This is a genomic window from Streptomyces catenulae, from assembly GCF_000718015.1.
In the GTDB taxonomy this organism is placed as follows: Bacteria; Actinomycetota; Actinomycetes; order Streptomycetales; family Streptomycetaceae; genus Streptomyces; species Streptomyces catenulae.
In genome coordinates, this window is sequence record NZ_JODY01000020.1 from 37,176 (window position 1) to 52,321 (window position 15,146).

20 protein-coding genes are annotated in these 15,146 nt (G+C 69.9%); 8 read left to right on the plus strand and 12 right to left on the minus strand.

Translation table 11 applies throughout. The features are described 5' to 3' along the window. Nucleotides 1–159: 159 nt before the first annotated feature. Both IF23_RS0118335 and IF23_RS0118340 read left to right on the plus strand, forming a co-directional pair. Nucleotides 160–996: a winged helix-turn-helix transcriptional regulator gene (locus IF23_RS0118335; protein ID WP_030284966.1), complete on the plus strand. Its 837-nt coding sequence runs from the start codon at nt 160–162 to the stop codon at nt 994–996. A 115-nt stretch (nt 997–1,111) separates the two neighbouring features. After that, the gene (locus IF23_RS0118340; RefSeq protein WP_030284968.1) at nt 1,112–2,041 is read left to right on the plus strand and encodes an SPDY domain-containing protein; all 930 of its coding nucleotides are present in this window, start codon (nt 1,112–1,114) and stop codon (nt 2,039–2,041) included. A 109-nt stretch (nt 2,042–2,150) separates the two neighbouring features. On the opposite strand, the gene IF23_RS0118345 is transcribed toward IF23_RS0118340, so the two are convergent. Next, nucleotides 2,151–2,336, minus strand: a complete 186-nt coding sequence (locus tag IF23_RS0118345; protein WP_245655016.1) for a hypothetical protein — start codon at nt 2,334–2,336, stop codon at nt 2,151–2,153. A gap of 308 nt (nt 2,337–2,644) precedes the next feature. Between IF23_RS0118345 and IF23_RS0118350 the strand changes: the two genes are divergently transcribed. From IF23_RS0118350 to IF23_RS0118360, 3 genes are all read left to right on the plus strand, one after another. Next, nucleotides 2,645–2,986 carry an SPDY domain-containing protein gene (locus tag IF23_RS0118350; protein WP_030284971.1) on the plus strand — a complete coding sequence of 114 codons (342 nt, stop codon included), beginning with the start codon at nt 2,645–2,647 and terminating at the stop codon, nt 2,984–2,986. 112 nt (nt 2,987–3,098) lie between these two features. Beyond that, on the plus strand, nt 3,099–3,359 hold the full coding sequence (locus IF23_RS0118355) for a hypothetical protein (protein ID WP_425423851.1): 261 nt from the start codon (nt 3,099–3,101) through the stop codon (nt 3,357–3,359). Nucleotides 3,360–3,446: 87 nt separating this feature from the next. Then, nucleotides 3,447–3,776, plus strand: coding sequence for a hypothetical protein (locus tag IF23_RS0118360; protein WP_030284975.1), 330 nt, complete (start codon nt 3,447–3,449; stop codon nt 3,774–3,776). Nucleotides 3,777–4,245: 469 nt separating this feature from the next. Here IF23_RS0118360 and IF23_RS0118365 read toward each other — a convergent pair whose 3' ends face one another. The 9 genes from IF23_RS0118365 to IF23_RS0118405 form a co-directional block, all read right to left on the minus strand. Beyond that, nucleotides 4,246–4,650, minus strand: coding sequence for a hypothetical protein (locus tag IF23_RS0118365; protein WP_030284976.1), 405 nt, complete (start codon nt 4,648–4,650; stop codon nt 4,246–4,248). Nucleotides 4,651–4,754: 104 nt separating this feature from the next. Continuing rightward, on the minus strand, nt 4,755–6,515 hold the full coding sequence (locus tag IF23_RS0118370) for a relaxase/mobilization nuclease domain-containing protein (protein WP_030284978.1): 1,761 nt from the start codon (nt 6,513–6,515) through the stop codon (nt 4,755–4,757). Then, nucleotides 6,515–6,922 carry a plasmid mobilization protein gene (locus IF23_RS35025; RefSeq protein WP_245655017.1) on the minus strand — a complete coding sequence of 136 codons (408 nt, stop codon included), beginning with the start codon at nt 6,920–6,922 and terminating at the stop codon, nt 6,515–6,517. Before IF23_RS35025 ends, IF23_RS0118370 begins: the two co-directional genes overlap by 1 nt. A 254-nt stretch (nt 6,923–7,176) precedes the next feature. Then, entirely contained in the window at nt 7,177–7,401 is a 225-nt protein-coding gene (locus IF23_RS0118380) for a hypothetical protein (RefSeq protein ID WP_030284982.1), read from the minus strand. Between the two features lie 104 nt (nt 7,402–7,505). After that, the gene (locus tag IF23_RS0118385) at nt 7,506–8,522 is read right to left on the minus strand and encodes a DUF2637 domain-containing protein (protein ID WP_051739684.1); all 1,017 of its coding nucleotides are present in this window, start codon (nt 8,520–8,522) and stop codon (nt 7,506–7,508) included. Next, nucleotides 8,519–9,064, minus strand: a complete 546-nt coding sequence (locus tag IF23_RS0118390; protein ID WP_030284986.1) for a WhiB family transcriptional regulator — start codon at nt 9,062–9,064, stop codon at nt 8,519–8,521. The genes IF23_RS0118385 and IF23_RS0118390 overlap by 4 nt, the downstream gene beginning before the upstream one ends. Before the next feature lie 113 nt (nt 9,065–9,177). Beyond that, nucleotides 9,178–9,882 carry an ATP-binding protein gene (locus IF23_RS0118395; RefSeq protein ID WP_030284988.1) on the minus strand — a complete coding sequence of 235 codons (705 nt, stop codon included), beginning with the start codon at nt 9,880–9,882 and terminating at the stop codon, nt 9,178–9,180. Beyond that, nucleotides 9,882–10,901, minus strand: coding sequence for a hypothetical protein (locus IF23_RS0118400; RefSeq protein WP_030284990.1), 1,020 nt, complete (start codon nt 10,899–10,901; stop codon nt 9,882–9,884). The genes IF23_RS0118395 and IF23_RS0118400 overlap by 1 nt, the downstream gene beginning before the upstream one ends. Before the next feature lies 1 nt (nt 10,902). After that, entirely contained in the window at nt 10,903–11,226 is a 324-nt protein-coding gene (locus IF23_RS0118405) for a hypothetical protein (RefSeq protein ID WP_030284991.1), read from the minus strand. 882 nt (nt 11,227–12,108) lie between these two features. Here IF23_RS0118405 and IF23_RS32130 point away from each other — a divergent pair. The 3 genes from IF23_RS32130 to IF23_RS31355 all read left to right on the plus strand — a co-directional run bounded on the left by IF23_RS32130 (nt 12,109) and on the right by IF23_RS31355 (nt 13,719). Continuing rightward, the gene (locus IF23_RS32130; RefSeq protein WP_051739685.1) at nt 12,109–12,930 is read left to right on the plus strand and encodes a helix-turn-helix transcriptional regulator; all 822 of its coding nucleotides are present in this window, start codon (nt 12,109–12,111) and stop codon (nt 12,928–12,930) included. Between the two features lie 177 nt (nt 12,931–13,107). Beyond that, the gene (locus tag IF23_RS0118415) at nt 13,108–13,431 is read left to right on the plus strand and encodes a nucleoside triphosphate pyrophosphohydrolase (protein ID WP_245655018.1); all 324 of its coding nucleotides are present in this window, start codon (nt 13,108–13,110) and stop codon (nt 13,429–13,431) included. Nucleotides 13,432–13,509: 78 nt separating this feature from the next. Then, nucleotides 13,510–13,719, plus strand: a complete 210-nt coding sequence (locus IF23_RS31355; protein WP_037678645.1) for a hypothetical protein — start codon at nt 13,510–13,512, stop codon at nt 13,717–13,719. Between the two features lie 10 nt (nt 13,720–13,729). Here the strand turns inward: IF23_RS31355 and IF23_RS0118425 are convergent, their stop codons facing one another. Both IF23_RS0118425 and IF23_RS0118430 read right to left on the minus strand, forming a co-directional pair. Continuing rightward, nucleotides 13,730–14,563 (minus strand): hypothetical protein, encoded by an 834-nt coding sequence (locus IF23_RS0118425; RefSeq protein ID WP_157848032.1) that lies wholly within the window; start codon nt 14,561–14,563, stop codon nt 13,730–13,732. Between the two features lie 149 nt (nt 14,564–14,712). After that, complete coding sequence (locus tag IF23_RS0118430) at nt 14,713–15,069, minus strand: NUDIX hydrolase (protein WP_157848033.1); 357 nt, start codon at nt 15,067–15,069, stop codon at nt 14,713–14,715. Nucleotides 15,070–15,146 lie beyond the last annotated feature (77 nt).

A 15,146-nucleotide genomic window follows, 5' to 3' on the forward strand; every position in this document is an offset into this window, starting at 1 on the left:
GATATCGGCCGGCTCCACGACGGCGCAAGGCGGCACTTCCCGCCTGTTCGCCACCTTCACGGTGGTTCCCGGTGACGCCGTCGCTCCTCCGTCGCCCCGCAACCAGCACGGTCAACCAGCAATCCCGTTCCCGCTGTACCCCGCAGAAAGAACGTCGCCATGTACACCCCCTCACAGCCCTCCCCCGCCTCGATCGGCACGGTCGATGCCCAGCGTGTCGAGGATGCCCTGTCTCTGATAGCGCCGAAGTGGACCAACTGGTCGGTTCAGACCCTGGCGGAGCAGGGCCGCCCCATGCGTGTACGTGACGTCGCCGTCCAGCTCCCCTTCATCCGCGAGCAGCTCGTCGGCAAGCGGCTGGCCCAGATGCACGCGGATGGACTCGTCACCCGGGTCGACGGTCGCCATGGGGCTCCGTACCAGCTCAGTGCCTTCGGCGGATCACTGTCCCAGGTACACGCCGCCCTTTCGGACTGGTCCCAGAGCAACCTGTCGCTCGGCGATACGGCTGGCGCCGAGCGAGTCGAGGACGCGGTGCGACGCCTGCACCTGCGGCACTCGACCGCCGTGGTCCAGGCCCTCGATGCGGGCGCCGCGCGGCTGAGCCACGTCGCCGAAGCCACCGGGCTCGACCTCGTCACCACCCAGCAGCGGCTCAACCGACTTCAGGCCGATGGCCTGGTCACCCGTGCCGGACCGCGTTATGGCGCCCCGTACTCCCTGACCGACGCCGGACGGGCGCTGGGCCCCGTTTACACAGCCGTCGAGCACTGGAGTAGTCCCGTCGCCGCACAGAAGTACTCGGCCCCTGCACCCATCGCGGCAGCTGCTCGGACCCAGCCGTCCGTACCGCAGAGGCCGGACGGACCCCGCACCGCGGCGGCCCTGCGCCGATGCACTGCCGCGCCGAGTGCTCTGTTCAGCCACGCACCGCAGCCACAACCGCGGGTACCGGCAGCGATCACCGCCCTGTCGAAGCCCGCTCGCGGCCGGTGAACCGGGTGACTCCGAGAACTGACCACGTCCCTCGAACTTCTCTGCGGCGCCCGCGTGCAGTCAGCCAGACCACCCGCTCCGCGCGCGCTCCCCCTGCACCATCGGAGCCTCGATCATGAGTAGCCAGCACTCCCACGCCCAAGATCCCCACCAGCAGGTACTGGTCAGTCCGATGTACCTGGCTGGCTCCAACGGAACCGGCGACGCCGGATTCGCACCCGTCGCCCAGTGGCCCCACCACTACCTCGACGAGGGCCCCTGCCAGCTCCTCGTCACCTCGCCCGACCAGAGGATCCGGATCGGCTGGTTCGGCGACGACTTCGAGTTGTGGAAGATCACCGCGTCCGAGGATGCCGTGTCCCCACCCCGCTGGACGGCAACCTTCAACCATGTCACCCCGGCCGAGATCGTCGCCGGTCTCACCACCGCCCTGGCCCGCGACTACGCCGAAGCCGACCCCTACGACGGCAACGGACGCTTTCTGGCGAACCCGTCACCGCACTGGGCCGACTCCGTCCAGCCGCTCACCGATGTCGGCTGGACCCGCGGCGCGGCCGAGCACGGAACCGTCGAGATCATCGCCCCTGACGAGCAAGCGGGCGTTCTGATCGACAACCGCCTGTCCGGCTGGGACGACGAAACCGTCACGCTGTGGGCCGGCCCGCCGGGCTGGGGCACACGCGCGGAGGCGGTCTTCACCGCCCGCACCCCGTCCCACCTGATCGCCGCGACGGCGGCCGAAATGGCCGGCGCGGCCCCGGCCATCCGTGAACGGCACCAGATCAACCGGGAGTTGGAGGACCTGGTCACGCTGACTCCCGTAGCTCCCCCTGTGCCTCGGGCTCCGACCCCGCTCGATGTACGCCGTACCGCAGTCGCGCGGGCCGTCGAACGCGCACGCTTCCCGCGGACGGCCACTGACCTTCGGGTCATGGCCGCCCGCAGCCGTACAGCACCCTCAGCACGGAACCGGCCGGGCAGCCCCGCACCTGCCCTCCGGTCCAAGCCGCTGGTCAACCCGTCCGTCCCACGCCGGAGTCGCTGACCTGGTTCCAGGACCGTGCTACGGGCCTCGGCCAGGTGTGCCCGGCCAGGCCGCTTCGCCGGCTGCTGCCGCCCGGCGGCGACCGGCCCGAGGCCACGTCTCTGCGCGATCAGTCGAGTTCCGCGTCGTCCTCGTCCCGGTGGCCCTGCCCGCTGTGGGGGTCCACCCCGCGGGCAAGCTCGTCCAACGTCAGCTCGGCGCGGCGCCCGTCTGCGGCCCGGCCCTCCACCACCGCGTCCTCGTCCCCCCACTCGTCGGACTGCGCGCCCACGGCCCACTGACCGTCGGCGACCATCGCGATGTCGCCTACCGTCCACGGTCGCCCGGCAGCACGGATCTTGCGTTCCAGACTGGCCCCGTCCCAATGTCTGCTCGGCTCGTCCACTCCTGCTCCTCCTCCGGCCTCGTGCAGCCCGTTGCCGCAACCCGGGTACGACAACCACGTCCGCCGGTCCATTCCCGGACGGTGAACTACCTGCCGTCGGCTCCAGTTCGCCCACGGCAGACGCCGCTTCCCGGGAAAGGACTACGTACGTCGGCGCACTGCATGTCAACGTACGGGGGCCCGCAAAAACCGCAGGTCAACGAAGGGATAGTCCAACCGTGAACGCCTGCAGCACCCTCCTCCCCGCCATCGTCCGCCCTGCCGGGGAAAACCGAGGCTGGCTCTCTTCCGATCACAGCGCGACGCCGGTGCTCGGTCTCCTCGACAGCCTCGGCTGGGCCCGCGTCGACACTCCCGAGGCCAATGTCCACACGACGAGCCCCGACGGCCGCGTCTACATCGGCTGGCTCCCCGAAGACCCTGCCGCGTGGGGGCGCAAGATCGTCTGGCAAGTCCGGGTACAGCCCGACGAAGGTGCCCCGTGGACCCAGGAGTTCGGCCTGGACACCCCCGCCGAGGCGGTTGCAGGGTTCATCGCCACCCTCATCGCCCACCGTTAACCGCTTCTCCACAACCGGCGGAATCCCGCGATTCGAACCGGGCCCCTCGCTCGGCACCAGCCCGTCAGCGCCTCCGTCCCGCCATGCTGCGCGGCCCCGCTCTCTTCAACACGTGCCGGTGTACCGGCACCCCGACGCCGACCCGCTCCCGGAGGACCTCGTGCCCCACTACCTGACCGTCGGTCATCTGCTCCGCCAGCTCCAGGCCCTCGACCCCAACCTGCCGGTCCGCCTCGCCGTCAACCCCGATTTCCCTTTCACCCACTACCTGGCGGCGAAGGTCGTCGTCCGGGACGGCAAGGCGTTCATCGCTGACGACGGCCAGGAGGACTACCTCCCGGCGGAGGTCAGCGACGCCCTCGCCTGGGCCTGATCATCCCACTGCCCCTGGAGTTCTCCCATCTCGTCGCACCCCCACCCTTCTCACGCCCTCCCGCTGCACGTCCTCGCCGTACGCCCCGTGCCGAACACCGTGCGCGGTGCGCTGGTCCAGCGCGTCTCCGCTCACCCCGACGGGCCGTTCGACATCACCTGGTTGTCCGCCGACGCACCGAGACTCCCTCATGGCCGTATCCGCCTTCACTGGGAGCCCGCCCCGACCGCAGGCTGGAACATCACCGCTCACCTCGGCCTGGCCACCACCGAGGTCCATCTCGCCTCCTGGCATGCCGCCCCGGACAACTGGCCACACCTGGTCCGGCCCACCCTCCACGAGGTACTCGGCCTGTGCGCCGCCCTCAAGGTCGCGACCGCCGCCCTCGACCTCTCGAACCGCCTCACCCAGACCTGACCGAGCCGCAGAAGGCCGCCCCTGCCGATCAAGCAGGGGCGGCCTTCTGCGTGCCCACCCAGGGATGTCCCTACAGCACCGACGGCCGAGGGCCAGGAGCGACCTGTACTCACCTTCGTAGCGGGACATCGGGCTGACCGGCGCTCGCGCCCAGCCGTAGGCTGACGTCATGGCATTCGATTCGCCGATGCCTTCGCCGCCGTTCCCTTCGCCTGACCACACTGCGCTCCGGGTGATCGTCGGTAACGCCACCGCCTCATTCCGAGACGGCGAAGCCTCGGTGGAGGAGGCGATCCTGCACGCGGCCGCCCACGGCTGGTACGAGGGTCACATCCAGGGCGAAGACGAGTGCTCCGGTTGCGACTTCCGGGGTGAACTGCCGAAGAAGGCTCCCGCGGCTGACGATCGTGCGAGCCGGGGTGGGTTTCCGACATGTCAGCAACCCACCCCGGCCTTTGTCGTCGGTCGCTCAGTCGAGGTAAGTGCCGACGAAAGCTCCGTCGAAGCCGAGTGCGGTGAGTGCCTGTTCGGTGCTGGGGTAGGTCGTTGCGTCCGGGATGGCGATCAGGGCGTCGAAGTCGGCGCGCGTGATCTCGGGCTCGAGCCACTGGTTGCTGCACCGGCAGACGATCCAGACGTTGCGGCGGTGGTTGATGAGCAGCCAGTCGCGTCGGGCGCGGCAGGCCGAGCACGTCACGGGGATTCCGCGGAGGGCCAGCTCGGGCGGGTGGCTCAGGCAGCGCGTCGTATCAGGGCCGCTGGGGGGCCGCGTCTCGTGTTCGAGTTGCAGCAGGGGGTCGATGGTCTCCGGGACGACGGACGGGGCGGGGCCCGGCGCCACGGGGCGGGCGGTGGTTCTGGGCACGAGCGTCATCTCCCGGTAGGGGCTTTCTGTTCCATCCGTAACAGCCGGTGGAATCGGTTGTCCAGGGGGTTCTCGGGACATGGCAGGGCGATCATCGCTCTGCCACGCCCCGATCAGCGGCGCGGCGGGCGCCGGCGCGGGTCGGAGACAGTGGGGCGGTTTGTTTCCGCGGGTGCCGTCAGGGTGCGGTTGGCCGAGGACGTGGGCTGGCTGGTACCGGTCTTCGGGCGGCGGGGCGCTTCGCCCGGGTGCGCGGGAAGGCGGGCGAGGCGTCGCAGACGCCAAACGAGGACGTCGTGCACGTCCTCGGCGGTGTCGAGTTCGCGCAGGTCGATGGCCTCCTGGAGGAGGGCCTTGGGGTCGTGGCCTGCTTGCTCAGCCTGGGCGAGAGTGGCGACTAGGGCGTCCGTCTTCGTCGAGCCGCCCGTTCGTAGCCGGTCCTCCCCCAAAGCGGTACGGATGGTGGCCTCGTGGGTTCGGCGTTCGGCTTCAGGCAGGGCACGGCCTTGCTTACGCAGTGCCCGTAGGGGTGTGGCGGCGGCTTGGCGGTAGGCGGATCGTAGGTGCTCGGCGGTCTGGCGGGAGGCGTGGGCCTGCTGGGCGTGGCCGCGGGCGGAGTGCCAGCGGGCGGCGGCCAGGGAGACGAGGACCAAGGTGGAGGTGAGCATGGCGGTGGTGCCGCCGTCTTCACCGCGGCCGAGGGCGCTTCCGGCCTGGATGATGTTCCGGGCCGCCGAGCGGAGTGCCCGGGTGCTGGCGTGTTCCGCTCGGACGTGGCTGCGGGTGGCACGTTCGAAGGCGCGGGCGGCGGCGACCAGTTCGGTGCGGGTGGCGACCGGGGAGGTCTGGGCGACCGCGTCCAGGAGTTCGCCGATCCCGACGAGCTGCACGGCGGCATCGTCTTCGTCGTTGTCGAGCAGGAGGGTGGCGTGCTCGGCGACGTCGGTGGCGCTGCGGCGGGCGCGGGCGGGCGACGACCAGTGGTGACGGCTGCTGGGGGTGGAGGGCGTTGTCGGGTCGGGAAGTTCGTCTGCGAGGCGGCGGCGGATTTTCGGCAGGGAGAGGTCGGGGGCGAGCTTTGAGCCGGGGTACCAGATCGGTTCGCGGTCGCGGTTGCGGTCGCCGGGGAACGCGACGTTGTAACCGAGGGCGTCGCCGGACGGGGCGTTGCGGATCTTCACGCGCAGGCCGGCCTCGTGGAGCCGGGTGAAGAACTCTTCTTCGGTGGCGGCTCCGGCGAGGGCTTGGCGGACGGCTTCGCGGAGCGTCTCGCGGGCGGGCTCGGGTCGGCCGGTGCGCTCGGCCTTGAAGCGTTCGGCACTGGTCGGGTTCTGGGCTGCGGTGCCGTCGCCGGGTTTGAGTCGGCGCAGGCCCCACTCCCTTTCGATGCGGCGGCACTCGGCCTGGGCCTTCTTGAAGTCGTAGTTCGTCCTGGGGCGGCGCAGGTCGCCGCGGACCATGGTGGCGACGATGTGGATGTGGTCGTCCGCGTGGCGGACGGCGACCCAGCGGCAGCCGTCCGGATCGTCTTCGGGGGCGAGGTTGACGGCGCGGACCAGGCGTCGGGCGACGGTGTTCCACTCGGCGTCGGACAGGTGCCGGTCGCCGGGGTCGGTGCGGACCGAGCAGTGCCAGACGTGCTGGGCCGGGGCTTCTGCACCGGCCTGTTTGACGCGGAGGTCCAGGGCTGCGGTAAGGCGGGCGAGGGTGGCCCTGGGGTCGGGATCGGGGCTGGTGTCGCGGCCGGGGTCGGGGGCGAAGCCGTCCCAGCTCCCGACGAGGTGCGGGTCGATGTGTTCGTCGCGTTTGCCGGGGCCGTACAGGTAGACCAGGAGGCCGTGGGTACGGGAGCCGCGTCGGATCTTGGGGACCATCAGAGCCGCTTCTTCACCAGGGTGTCGGCCGTGTCGTCGACGCGGGCCAGGAGGCGGAGCAGGGTCGTCAGGGTGTGGTCGAGGTCGCCGGGGCGAGGCTGGCCGCCGGTGTTGTGGACGTAGGCGATCTGGTTGATGTTGTTGCCGATCCGGGCCAGGGCGGTGCGCAGGGCGGCGAGTTCGTCGATGGCCGTGTCGAGCTGTTCGTTGGTGTGTACGGGGGTGGTGCCGCGGGCGGCGCTGAGGCTGGCGGCGGCGAGGAAGCGGGCAACGGTGACGCCGCGTTGCTTGGCGGCGGCGGTGATCTCGGCTTTCTCGGCGTCGGAGAGGCGGGTGGTCGTCTTGCGGGTGCGCTCGCTCGGGTTGCGGCTGCGGCGGCGCGGGGTGCGGTCGGGGAAGGTGGGCATGCTCGGGCTCGGCTGGTCGCGGTCGTCGTTGTCGTCGGCTTCTCCCCCTCCGGCCGGCGCCCCCTGGTGCTGGTTGCCTGGTTGGTCCCCGTGCGCCCTCGCTCGGGGACCGGCCGGGTTTCCCTCGCCCCCCTGGGCGGGGGCAAGTGCGTACGACGGGCCGTAGGACCGTCGTACGCGACAACTTGCTCCGCCAGGAGCCGTCGTGGGGCCACGGTGCTGTCCGTCCGTGGTGGGGGCCGGGTCGTTGGCGGTCACCGGCGTGTCTCCGGATTCTGCTGGCGGAGGTCGCGGACGAGTTCCTCGATCCAGTCCATCGCGAGGACCGGGTGGTGCAGGGTCCACGGGCGGCTGTCCCGGGTTCGCTGCACGATCCACGTGGTGTTGGGGCCGGCTTCGGTGTGGTGGAGGTGGCCGTGCTGGTGAAGGACGGCCAGCCAGGAGTCGACCTCGGTGGGGGTGGCCGGGCGGGTGCGCATCAAGGTTCTCCGGTTCGCTGCGGAAAGTTGTGGGACACGTGTCCGGGAGGGGCGGGTGACCGGCCGGGGTCTCCGACTGGTCACCCGCTTCCGGTGTTGGTCGGTCAGTTCCGGGCAGGGGTGACCGGCTGTCCGTGCTGTTCACGCAGCTGAACCATGAGGGCGGTCAGCGTGTCGTTGGACAGCGGGATCTGCTGGCCCCGGATCGCCTGGGCGACCACCTTGCGGGTCAGCTTGTCCTCGGCCCTGGCCGCTGACCGGGCGATCTTCAGCAGTTCCTCGGTGTCCGGGTCCGGCCGCCGGTCACCGGGTGTCCGGGAGGCCCGGTCGGTGACCGGTGAGGCGGGGGTCTGCGTCGGACCTTCCTGGCCGCCGGTCGCCGGGGCGGTGCCGCCGGGACGGTCGGTGACCGGCCGTGTGGTGTCCGGCCCTCCGGGAAGGTCAGCGGCCTTGTCCGGCTGGCCCTGGCCACCGGTGACCGGCTTGCTGTCGCCGGGGAGTGACCGGGAGCCGGGTACTGGTTTGTCCACGGACAGCCGTGACCGGTCGGTCAGAGTGGTGACCGGTTGATCGGCCTTATCCTGACCGGCCACCGGCTGTTGCTGGCCGACTCGGTCGGTCCGGGTGTTCCCGGAGTCGTCGCCACGGGCGTGGTGACCGAGGTTGTCGTGGTCGCTGTCCTTGACCGGGCCTCGGGCGATGAGGATGTAGAGGTGGACGGCTCCGGCCAGCGCCAACGGGGCGATGGTGGACAGCACAGCGACCACCGTGTCCCCGAGCCGGAGCCCGGTGCCCGCCGCCGCTTCCTCGTTGAGCCGCACCGCGTGAAGCGCGTTGGCCCAGATGCTGGCGGCGGTGGCCGTGCTGAAGAGCGTCCATACGTACGCCCGGGAGCGCAGCGGTGCGGCGCGCAGGACGAGGAGGGCGCGGACGCCGTAGGCGATGAACCCGTCGATCACCAGCGGGAAGAGGTACGTCAAGAAGCCGCGGATGTGGATGGCGGTGGCCATCTGCTGGAGCGCGTCGTAGGACAAGGCGCATCCTGCGCCGCCCAGGATCGCGACGACCGTGCGGTCCAGGGTGTTGATGTGTGTCGGCCGTGGCGTGCTCATGGTGCTCACGCCGCCGTCCCGAAGTCGTCGCGGTCCAGCCCACTGTCGGTCTTCGTGGTCTGTTCCAGGGTGCGGTTGCGCAGGGCCCGGCGGGTTTCGCGGTACAGCTTCTGGGCGTGCTCCTCAGTGATCTTCAGGAGCCACGCGAGGCGTTGTACGGGCAGGCCGTGGCGGTAGGCGGCGTGGACGACGGCGCGGCGCTCGGCCTTGGTGAGGTGGACATCACGTCCGGCGACGGTGGCGTTGACGCGGCTGTAGTCCAGGCGGCTGGCGAGCTTCTCGTGCCGCGGCTCGCGCTCTTCCTCGGTCATGCCGCCCCGGATGCCGTGGGTGTCACCGGTTTCGAGGGCGACGTCCAAGCAGGTGCGGCGGACCGGGCACTGCCCGCACAGCGCCTTCGCGGTGGCGATCTTGTCGGTCTCGTCCGGCTCGGGGAAGAAGATGTCCGGGTTCACCGGGTTGTACTCGGTGCGCTGGCAGACGGCCTCGTCCTGCCAGGTGTGGTCGCCGAGTGACCGGTGGCGGGCAGGGGTGATCGTCGTGGTGGTCATGCGAGGTGCTCCGATCGCTCTCCGCGCGCAGGGCGTCGGCGGAGGGGTGCGGTGGGTCGGGAGAGTGCATCGGGCGCGCGGCGGACACGGCCCGGCGTGGCGGTCTGCGGCGGTCAGTCCGCGGTGCGGTGGCGTCTGCGGTCGACCGGCTCGAACTCGACCCGGGTGGTCATCTGCGCGAGCCGGGAGGCGACGCGATCGCCGAGGTAGGCCCGGAGGTCGCTGATGCGCAGGTTGGTGGTGATCAGCGTCGGGAGCATGTGGTTGTACCGGCGGTTGACCAGCCGGTACGTCACTTCCTCGGTCCACTCCGTGGCCTTCGCGGCGCCGAGGTCGTCGAGGATCAGCACGGGGCAGCGGCTGACGGCCGCCAGCTCCCGCTCGCTATCCACCCCGGCCCGCGGGCGGAGGCCGGCGTACAGGTCGGCGGCGGTGGTGGCGCGCCAGCGCACGCCGACGCCGCTCTGCACGAGTCTCCGGAGCGCGCCGTACGCCTGGTGGGTCTTGCCCGCGCCGACGACTCCGGCCATCAGCAGGCTGGGGCCGGTGGTGGCCTGTCGCCGGGCTCCCCGGCTCGGGGCGACGGCTGCTTCGGCGACGTCCCGGGTCCAGGCCAGCACCTGGGGGTGGTCGGCAACGGCGTCCTGGTAGCGCGGAGGCAGCCCGGCGGACAGGGCATCGAGCCGGGAGAAGGGCTCGGGCTCGTCGGTCGGCGCGGCGACGGTGGTCGGGTCGATGCTGCGGGCCGCCAGGATTCGGGCCATCCGGTCCAGGGCGCCCTCGCCGAGGGTCTGCGGTTCGCGGGTACGGGTGCCCATCACAGCTCCTCGGCGTAGGCGGCGGCAGCGTCGACCGGGTTGGTCCACGCCTGATGGGCGGACAGGTTAGAGCTGAACCCCGGCCGGGCCAAACCGCCGGAGCGTGCGTTCATGGCCTCGTTGACCATGCTGGTCAGGACGCTCGGATGCTTCGGGGTGGCAGCGAATTTCGACAGCCCGTCCCGGATGTGCTGCGGGTCGATGCCCTCGGCCAAGAGCTTCTTGACGATCCGCCCGAGGTGCCCGATCACGTCGCTGGGCGGGCGCTTGTCGCACGCGCTGACGTATTCCCCGACGAGCTGGTTGGCCGAGACCTGGGTGGCGGGCGCCGTGCGCCCCGTAGGGAAAGAAGATCCAGGATCCAAGATCCTAGATCCAGTACCCGAGCCCTCTCCGAGACCTCCCCGAGGTTTCGGGGAAGCCTCGGCGAAGGTCGCTTGACCTGCGGTTTCGACCTCTCCCCTGTCAGGGGAGGCGGTGGTTTCGACGAGGTCGCCCTGCTGGGCAGTCGGAGCCGCGCTTCGGGTCTCGGGGCTCGTCGGCGAGGCCGGTGCGCGCCGATCGAGGGTTCGTGGAGGGTTCGGCGAGTCCTCCACGAACCCTCGGGGAAGGGTGGGCGACGCCTCGGTCCTCTCGGTGCAGGTCCCCTTGCAGGGGCCGCACCGGTCCGCCGCATGGTGCTGCGGGCAAGCAGGCAGCCGGGACTGGCTGGGCTTGTCGATCTTCTGATGCTTGGACCAGGTGACGATGTGCAGGTACCGCCTGCCGTCGCAGCCGGTGTAGCGGCAGAGGAGATCCGCGTTGGCGAGCTGCTGGAGGTCATCCTCGACGTGAACGCTGGTGTGCTCGGCGCGAAGGGGCCAGAGGAGCCCCGCGATGATGGCGGCGTTGTCGCGGTGACGACCGTGGTCATCGGCCTGGGTGAGGAGGCCGAAGAAGGTCCGCTCGGCCTCGACGGTCACCTCGGCGAGAGACTCGGAGGTGAACGCCTCCGGCTTGATGGTTCGTATCCGCGCCACGTCAGCGGCCCCCGTCAGCAGCGAGATCACCGGCAGTGAGGGCTGCCGTGGCGAGGTCGAAGGTGTAGACCCAGCTCCGATCCAGGTCGGGCCAGGCCCGCAGAATCCAGCGGGCCGCCACCTTGGCCGTCGTGCGGTTCAGGTCGATCGTCTCCCCGGCCGCGTCCTTCGCGATGGCGTGCGGGTGGGGCCAGGGCTGCCTCGGGTCGTGGAAACTGACGCGGATGGTGGCCGCGCCGGGGATCATGTCGGCGAGCTGAACCGCGAGACGATTCTGTCGCGCTGCGTCCGGGCAGGCCGGGCTTCCGCCGTCGGCGGTGTACATGCGATACTCCGTTTTTCGTAGGACGCGGCGCGACGGTTCTCGTGCAAAAGCCCCGTCGCCCGCGAGATGTGAATCGGTACTCCTCGGAGTACCGGCCCGGCGTCTGGGAGTTGGTAGCTCCCGGGCGCCGGTCTCATTTCACCCCGGCGGACTTCACGATCCGCGCATGCGTCACCCCTCCCTGGCCTGCCCGGATGACGCTTCCGTCTTCGCGGGGACCAGGAACATACGAGTACCGCCCCTCCAAGTCCAGCCTGAAAGATCAGCCGGACACACTCCTGCTGTGCGGTGAGAGATCCGTCTCAGCCCGAACCTGATTTCAGGAACTACTGCACGGCCACGCACCCAATCGCGATTCACGGCTTCAACTCCCCAACCGACCATGGACCGATCACTCCGGCGAACTTACCGGTAAGGACGATTTAAAGCGCACCGAGCACAGACAGTCAACGCGCCAAAACGGCCGGGCTACGCGCGTAGAAGCGAGAGCGAAAAAGCCTTGATCAACTGACGTCAGATCACCCTGGAAACCCACCTACAGGGTTGGGGTAACAGGACGCACCCATAAGCGCTGGCGCCACCTCGACGACCAAGGGAAGTCAGCAATAAATTCAATGACCGGAAATTTTTTTCGCATTCGGAGATACGAAAAAAATTTCCGGTTCCAATGTCCGTATCGCACCCCTGTGAGACGTTCGCCGGGGCAGCGAGTTGCCGATTTACAGAATCACCTTCATGCGACCCCATCTTCGCTCCCCGCGGTCCGGCAAGATCGATTCCCCTTTACGTACAGTCGTAGTGCCGCTTTCGGTAGGGGCACTACGACACCTACCACTCGGGGAGGCGGCAGGCACGGCACAGCGCATGAAAGGACAGGCAGGAATGACTCCCCGGGATGTGGAGCAAGCGATGCCGCCCCTGTATCAGTGGACGCTCGGGAATCTGCTGCGCGCCTTGCGTACGGAGGCAAGCCGGCGGCGCAGCCGGGTGATCACGCAGACGGAAGTTGCCGAGGCGATCGGGCGCTCCGGGCGGTGGTATCAGGACCTGGAAGCCGGGCGAGGCGGGCGGCTTACCCGGGAGCAGTGCCTCGGGATCGCTGGTCTTTTCCTCCTCTCCCATGACGAGGTGCGCGCGCTCATGCTCTGCAACATGGGCGGTGCCGTTCGGCCGGAAGGCCCGGACCTGGACACCCCCACGCTCCGTTCGTTGCAGCGTGTCCTCGATCAGCAGCCCCACCCCGCGTGGCTGCTCGGTCCGACGTGGGATGTCCTCGCGTCCAATGCGGTGCTGGCCAGGTGGTTGCCCTGGGCGACGGAGCGCGGCGCGAATCTCATGCGCTGGGGTCTCTCTGCGGGGCAGGAGGCCCTCCTCGATTGGGAGGACCAGGCCAGAACGTATCTCGCGATGCTGCGGTTCACCTCGATCCAGTACCCCCGCGATCTCGGAGTGCGCGCAATCATCGACGATGTGGTCGGCGCCGACCCGTACCTCGTCGGACTGTGGAACGGGTCGGCGGACGTGACCGAAGGCGGGGGACCACTCCGGTACCGGGTACGTCCGGGCATTAACGACGACGAGTCCGTTCTGCTCGAATGCACGACGTTGTTCTCGGCGGCGTCTCCGAACTGCCGGCTGGTGATCCTGGTGCCGATCGAGGAGGACGAAGACGGCCTCGGCGGGACGAGCCTGCAGGCGGCGTGATGCCTGATGGAGGGTGCACCGCCCAGGGGAAGCCGTCTGCGGACGGCGAAGCCGAACCCCCTCGGCGGGCCAGGCCCGTTAAAGGGGAGTTGAGGTGGCGCGGTGTCTGGGCTTTTCCTTACTGTGCGCCCGCAGGTGAGTGGTGATCGATAACCGCTCCGTGGCGAAGGGAGAGCCGTGAACTGCCCTGTGGACGGCAAATTGGTACGGGACGAGATCCCGCGGATCATCCAGGAGAGCGGGGCCGACCCGCACTGGCATGTCGCAGGGCCGCAGGAGTACCGCAGGAGGCTACGGCACAAGCTCTCCGAGGAGGTCCGCGAAGTCCTGGGCGCCGACGAGTCGTCGGCACCGGATGAGCTGGCGGATGTGATGGAAGTCGTACATGCCCTCGCCGGAGACCTCGGAGTCGGTCCGGAGGAACTGGAGGCGATCCGCAAGAGCAAAGCAGCCGCGCGTGGCGGGTTCGCGGGCAGGGTTGTGTGGATGGGGAACCGCTGAGCGGTTGCGCTTCGAGGGCTCCGAAGGTGTGGGCGTGCCGTGCGACGGGAGCCGGTGGGCGCGCTCTACACTCACCGGGTGGCAATCGACCTGACCGACGAATTGATCGAGTGGGAAACGCAGGCGTGGTCGGAAATGCACGCCGGCACGCTTTCGGTGGAGACGGCTCAGAAGGTTCATGAGCTGGTGGTCGCCCATGCGGCGGCCACGGGGCAGCGGCGGATCGATGTCGAGGCCGCGCTGAAGCGGCGAGTGCGGCACCCGGAGCCCGACGACGAGGCGAAATAGCACCTGCCCGTCAGGCGGAGGTGACTGCCAGGCCGGGCATGACGAGGCGGCCGGGCTCTGCCGACGGGTCGGTGAGGCGCAGGTCGGCGGGGGTGCGTGCTTCGAGGCGCACCTCCTTGATCAGGAGTTCGGCCGCGTGGGCTGTTTCGTCGGGGTCGAGAACGTCGTGCCCCCACCAGCCGGCCAGCGGATGGTCCCATCCCCGCCGCAGCATCTCGTCGTGAGGCGTGGGCTCGGGCCCGGCCCGGTCGTCCACCAGGATGGTCAACTCCGGGCCACTCTGGGCGACGCCCACCGTCCGTCCCGTACGGTCGCCGCTCCCGGTACTCCGGGTGGCGATGTTGAAGCCGAAGTGCCCGCGGGGCGGGAGGACCTGCGGTGCGTAGACCGCGCTGCTGCGCAGGAGTGCGGCGAGGGAGATCTCCAGCGTCAGCCAGTCCGGGGCGGCAGGCAGCTGTGGGGGCGGTGGCCACGGCGGGCGGACGTGCAGCTGCCACGTGTACGGCAGGCGCGCGAAGTCGATGTCGCGAAGGTTGAGGGCGAAGCGTGCCCGCTCGACCTCCGCCAGGTCGTACGGTTCCCAGACCGCTAGATCCAAGGCGCCCGCGGTGCTCCGCGACAGGAGGAGGATGCGGCCCTCCATGCTCCAGCGGACGTACGGTCCGCAGGCGGCGCCGCCATAGAGGGCGGGGGCACCGATACGGCGGCGCACCGCTGCGATGGTGGCGCGAACCACGTCGGGCCCGTCGGGTATCTGCTCGGACGGGGTGCTGGTGCCGGACTCGGTGAGACGGCGGCAGGCAGCCGCCACTGAGTCCTCCAGGTCACGTATTCGCCCAGACATACGAACATCATGAGCGAATGGGCCCTTTTGCGCATATGGAGCTTATGTGAGGTGTGCCGCGCTTCGCGGGTCGGTGGCGTGCCAGGGACTTCCGGTGCACTGTGCGTGGTGAGGCCGGCCGGTTCGGTCGGCCTCACCACGGGCGCGATTCAGGGGTTGAGGATCTTCAGCGCGCGTTCGCGGGCCCGGGTGGAGAGAAGGGGCAGGGCGTCCCTTTGGGCGAGTATCCGGGTGAGGGTCCCGTCGCGTGTGCGGAGCGCCGCGGCTTCGTGGTGGGTGAGGGTGGCGGTGCGGAAGAGGTGCGCGTTGACCTGGCGTCGGCGCGTCTGCGTGCGCTCGACGGTGACGCAGTCGGTGATCGGCAGGCCGGCCTCGCGGCCGAGCAGCGTGGACCGTGCGGCCTCGGCCGGGTCGGTGCCGGAAGGCACCACGGTGCCCGGCAGGCCGAGGTGCCCGTATCCGCTGGTGTCGATGACGACGAGGCGGTGATTCTCCACGGGGATCACGACCACAGCCCAGTCGATGGCGGGACGCCAGTTCTCGTAAGGACGCCGGGGTGCACGCGCGGTACGGGGGCCGGGGC

Coding starts and splice junctions, on each gene's coding strand:
- IF23_RS0118335 (WP_030284966.1), top strand. CDS start 160: ATGTACACCCCCTCACAGCCCTCCCCCGCCTCGATCGGCACGGTCGAT.
- IF23_RS0118340 (WP_030284968.1), top strand. CDS start 1,112: ATGAGTAGCCAGCACTCCCACGCCCAAGATCCCCACCAGCAGGTACTG.
- IF23_RS0118345 (WP_245655016.1), bottom strand. CDS start 2,336: ATGGTCGCCGACGGTCAGTGGGCCGTGGGCGCGCAGTCCGACGAGTGG.
- IF23_RS0118365 (WP_030284976.1), bottom strand. CDS start 4,650: ATGACGCTCGTGCCCAGAACCACCGCCCGCCCCGTGGCGCCGGGCCCC.
- IF23_RS0118370 (WP_030284978.1), bottom strand. CDS start 6,515: ATGGTCCCCAAGATCCGACGCGGCTCCCGTACCCACGGCCTCCTGGTC.
- IF23_RS35025 (WP_245655017.1), bottom strand. CDS start 6,922: ATGCCCACCTTCCCCGACCGCACCCCGCGCCGCCGCAGCCGCAACCCG.
- IF23_RS0118380 (WP_030284982.1), bottom strand. CDS start 7,401: ATGCGCACCCGCCCGGCCACCCCCACCGAGGTCGACTCCTGGCTGGCC.
- IF23_RS0118390 (WP_030284986.1), bottom strand. CDS start 9,064: ATGACCACCACGACGATCACCCCTGCCCGCCACCGGTCACTCGGCGAC.
- IF23_RS0118395 (WP_030284988.1), bottom strand. CDS start 9,882: ATGGGCACCCGTACCCGCGAACCGCAGACCCTCGGCGAGGGCGCCCTG.
- IF23_RS0118405 (WP_030284991.1), bottom strand. CDS start 11,226: ATGTACACCGCCGACGGCGGAAGCCCGGCCTGCCCGGACGCAGCGCGA.
- IF23_RS32130 (WP_051739685.1), top strand. CDS start 12,109: ATGACTCCCCGGGATGTGGAGCAAGCGATGCCGCCCCTGTATCAGTGG.
- IF23_RS0118425 (WP_157848032.1), bottom strand. CDS start 14,563: ATGTCTGGGCGAATACGTGACCTGGAGGACTCAGTGGCGGCTGCCTGC.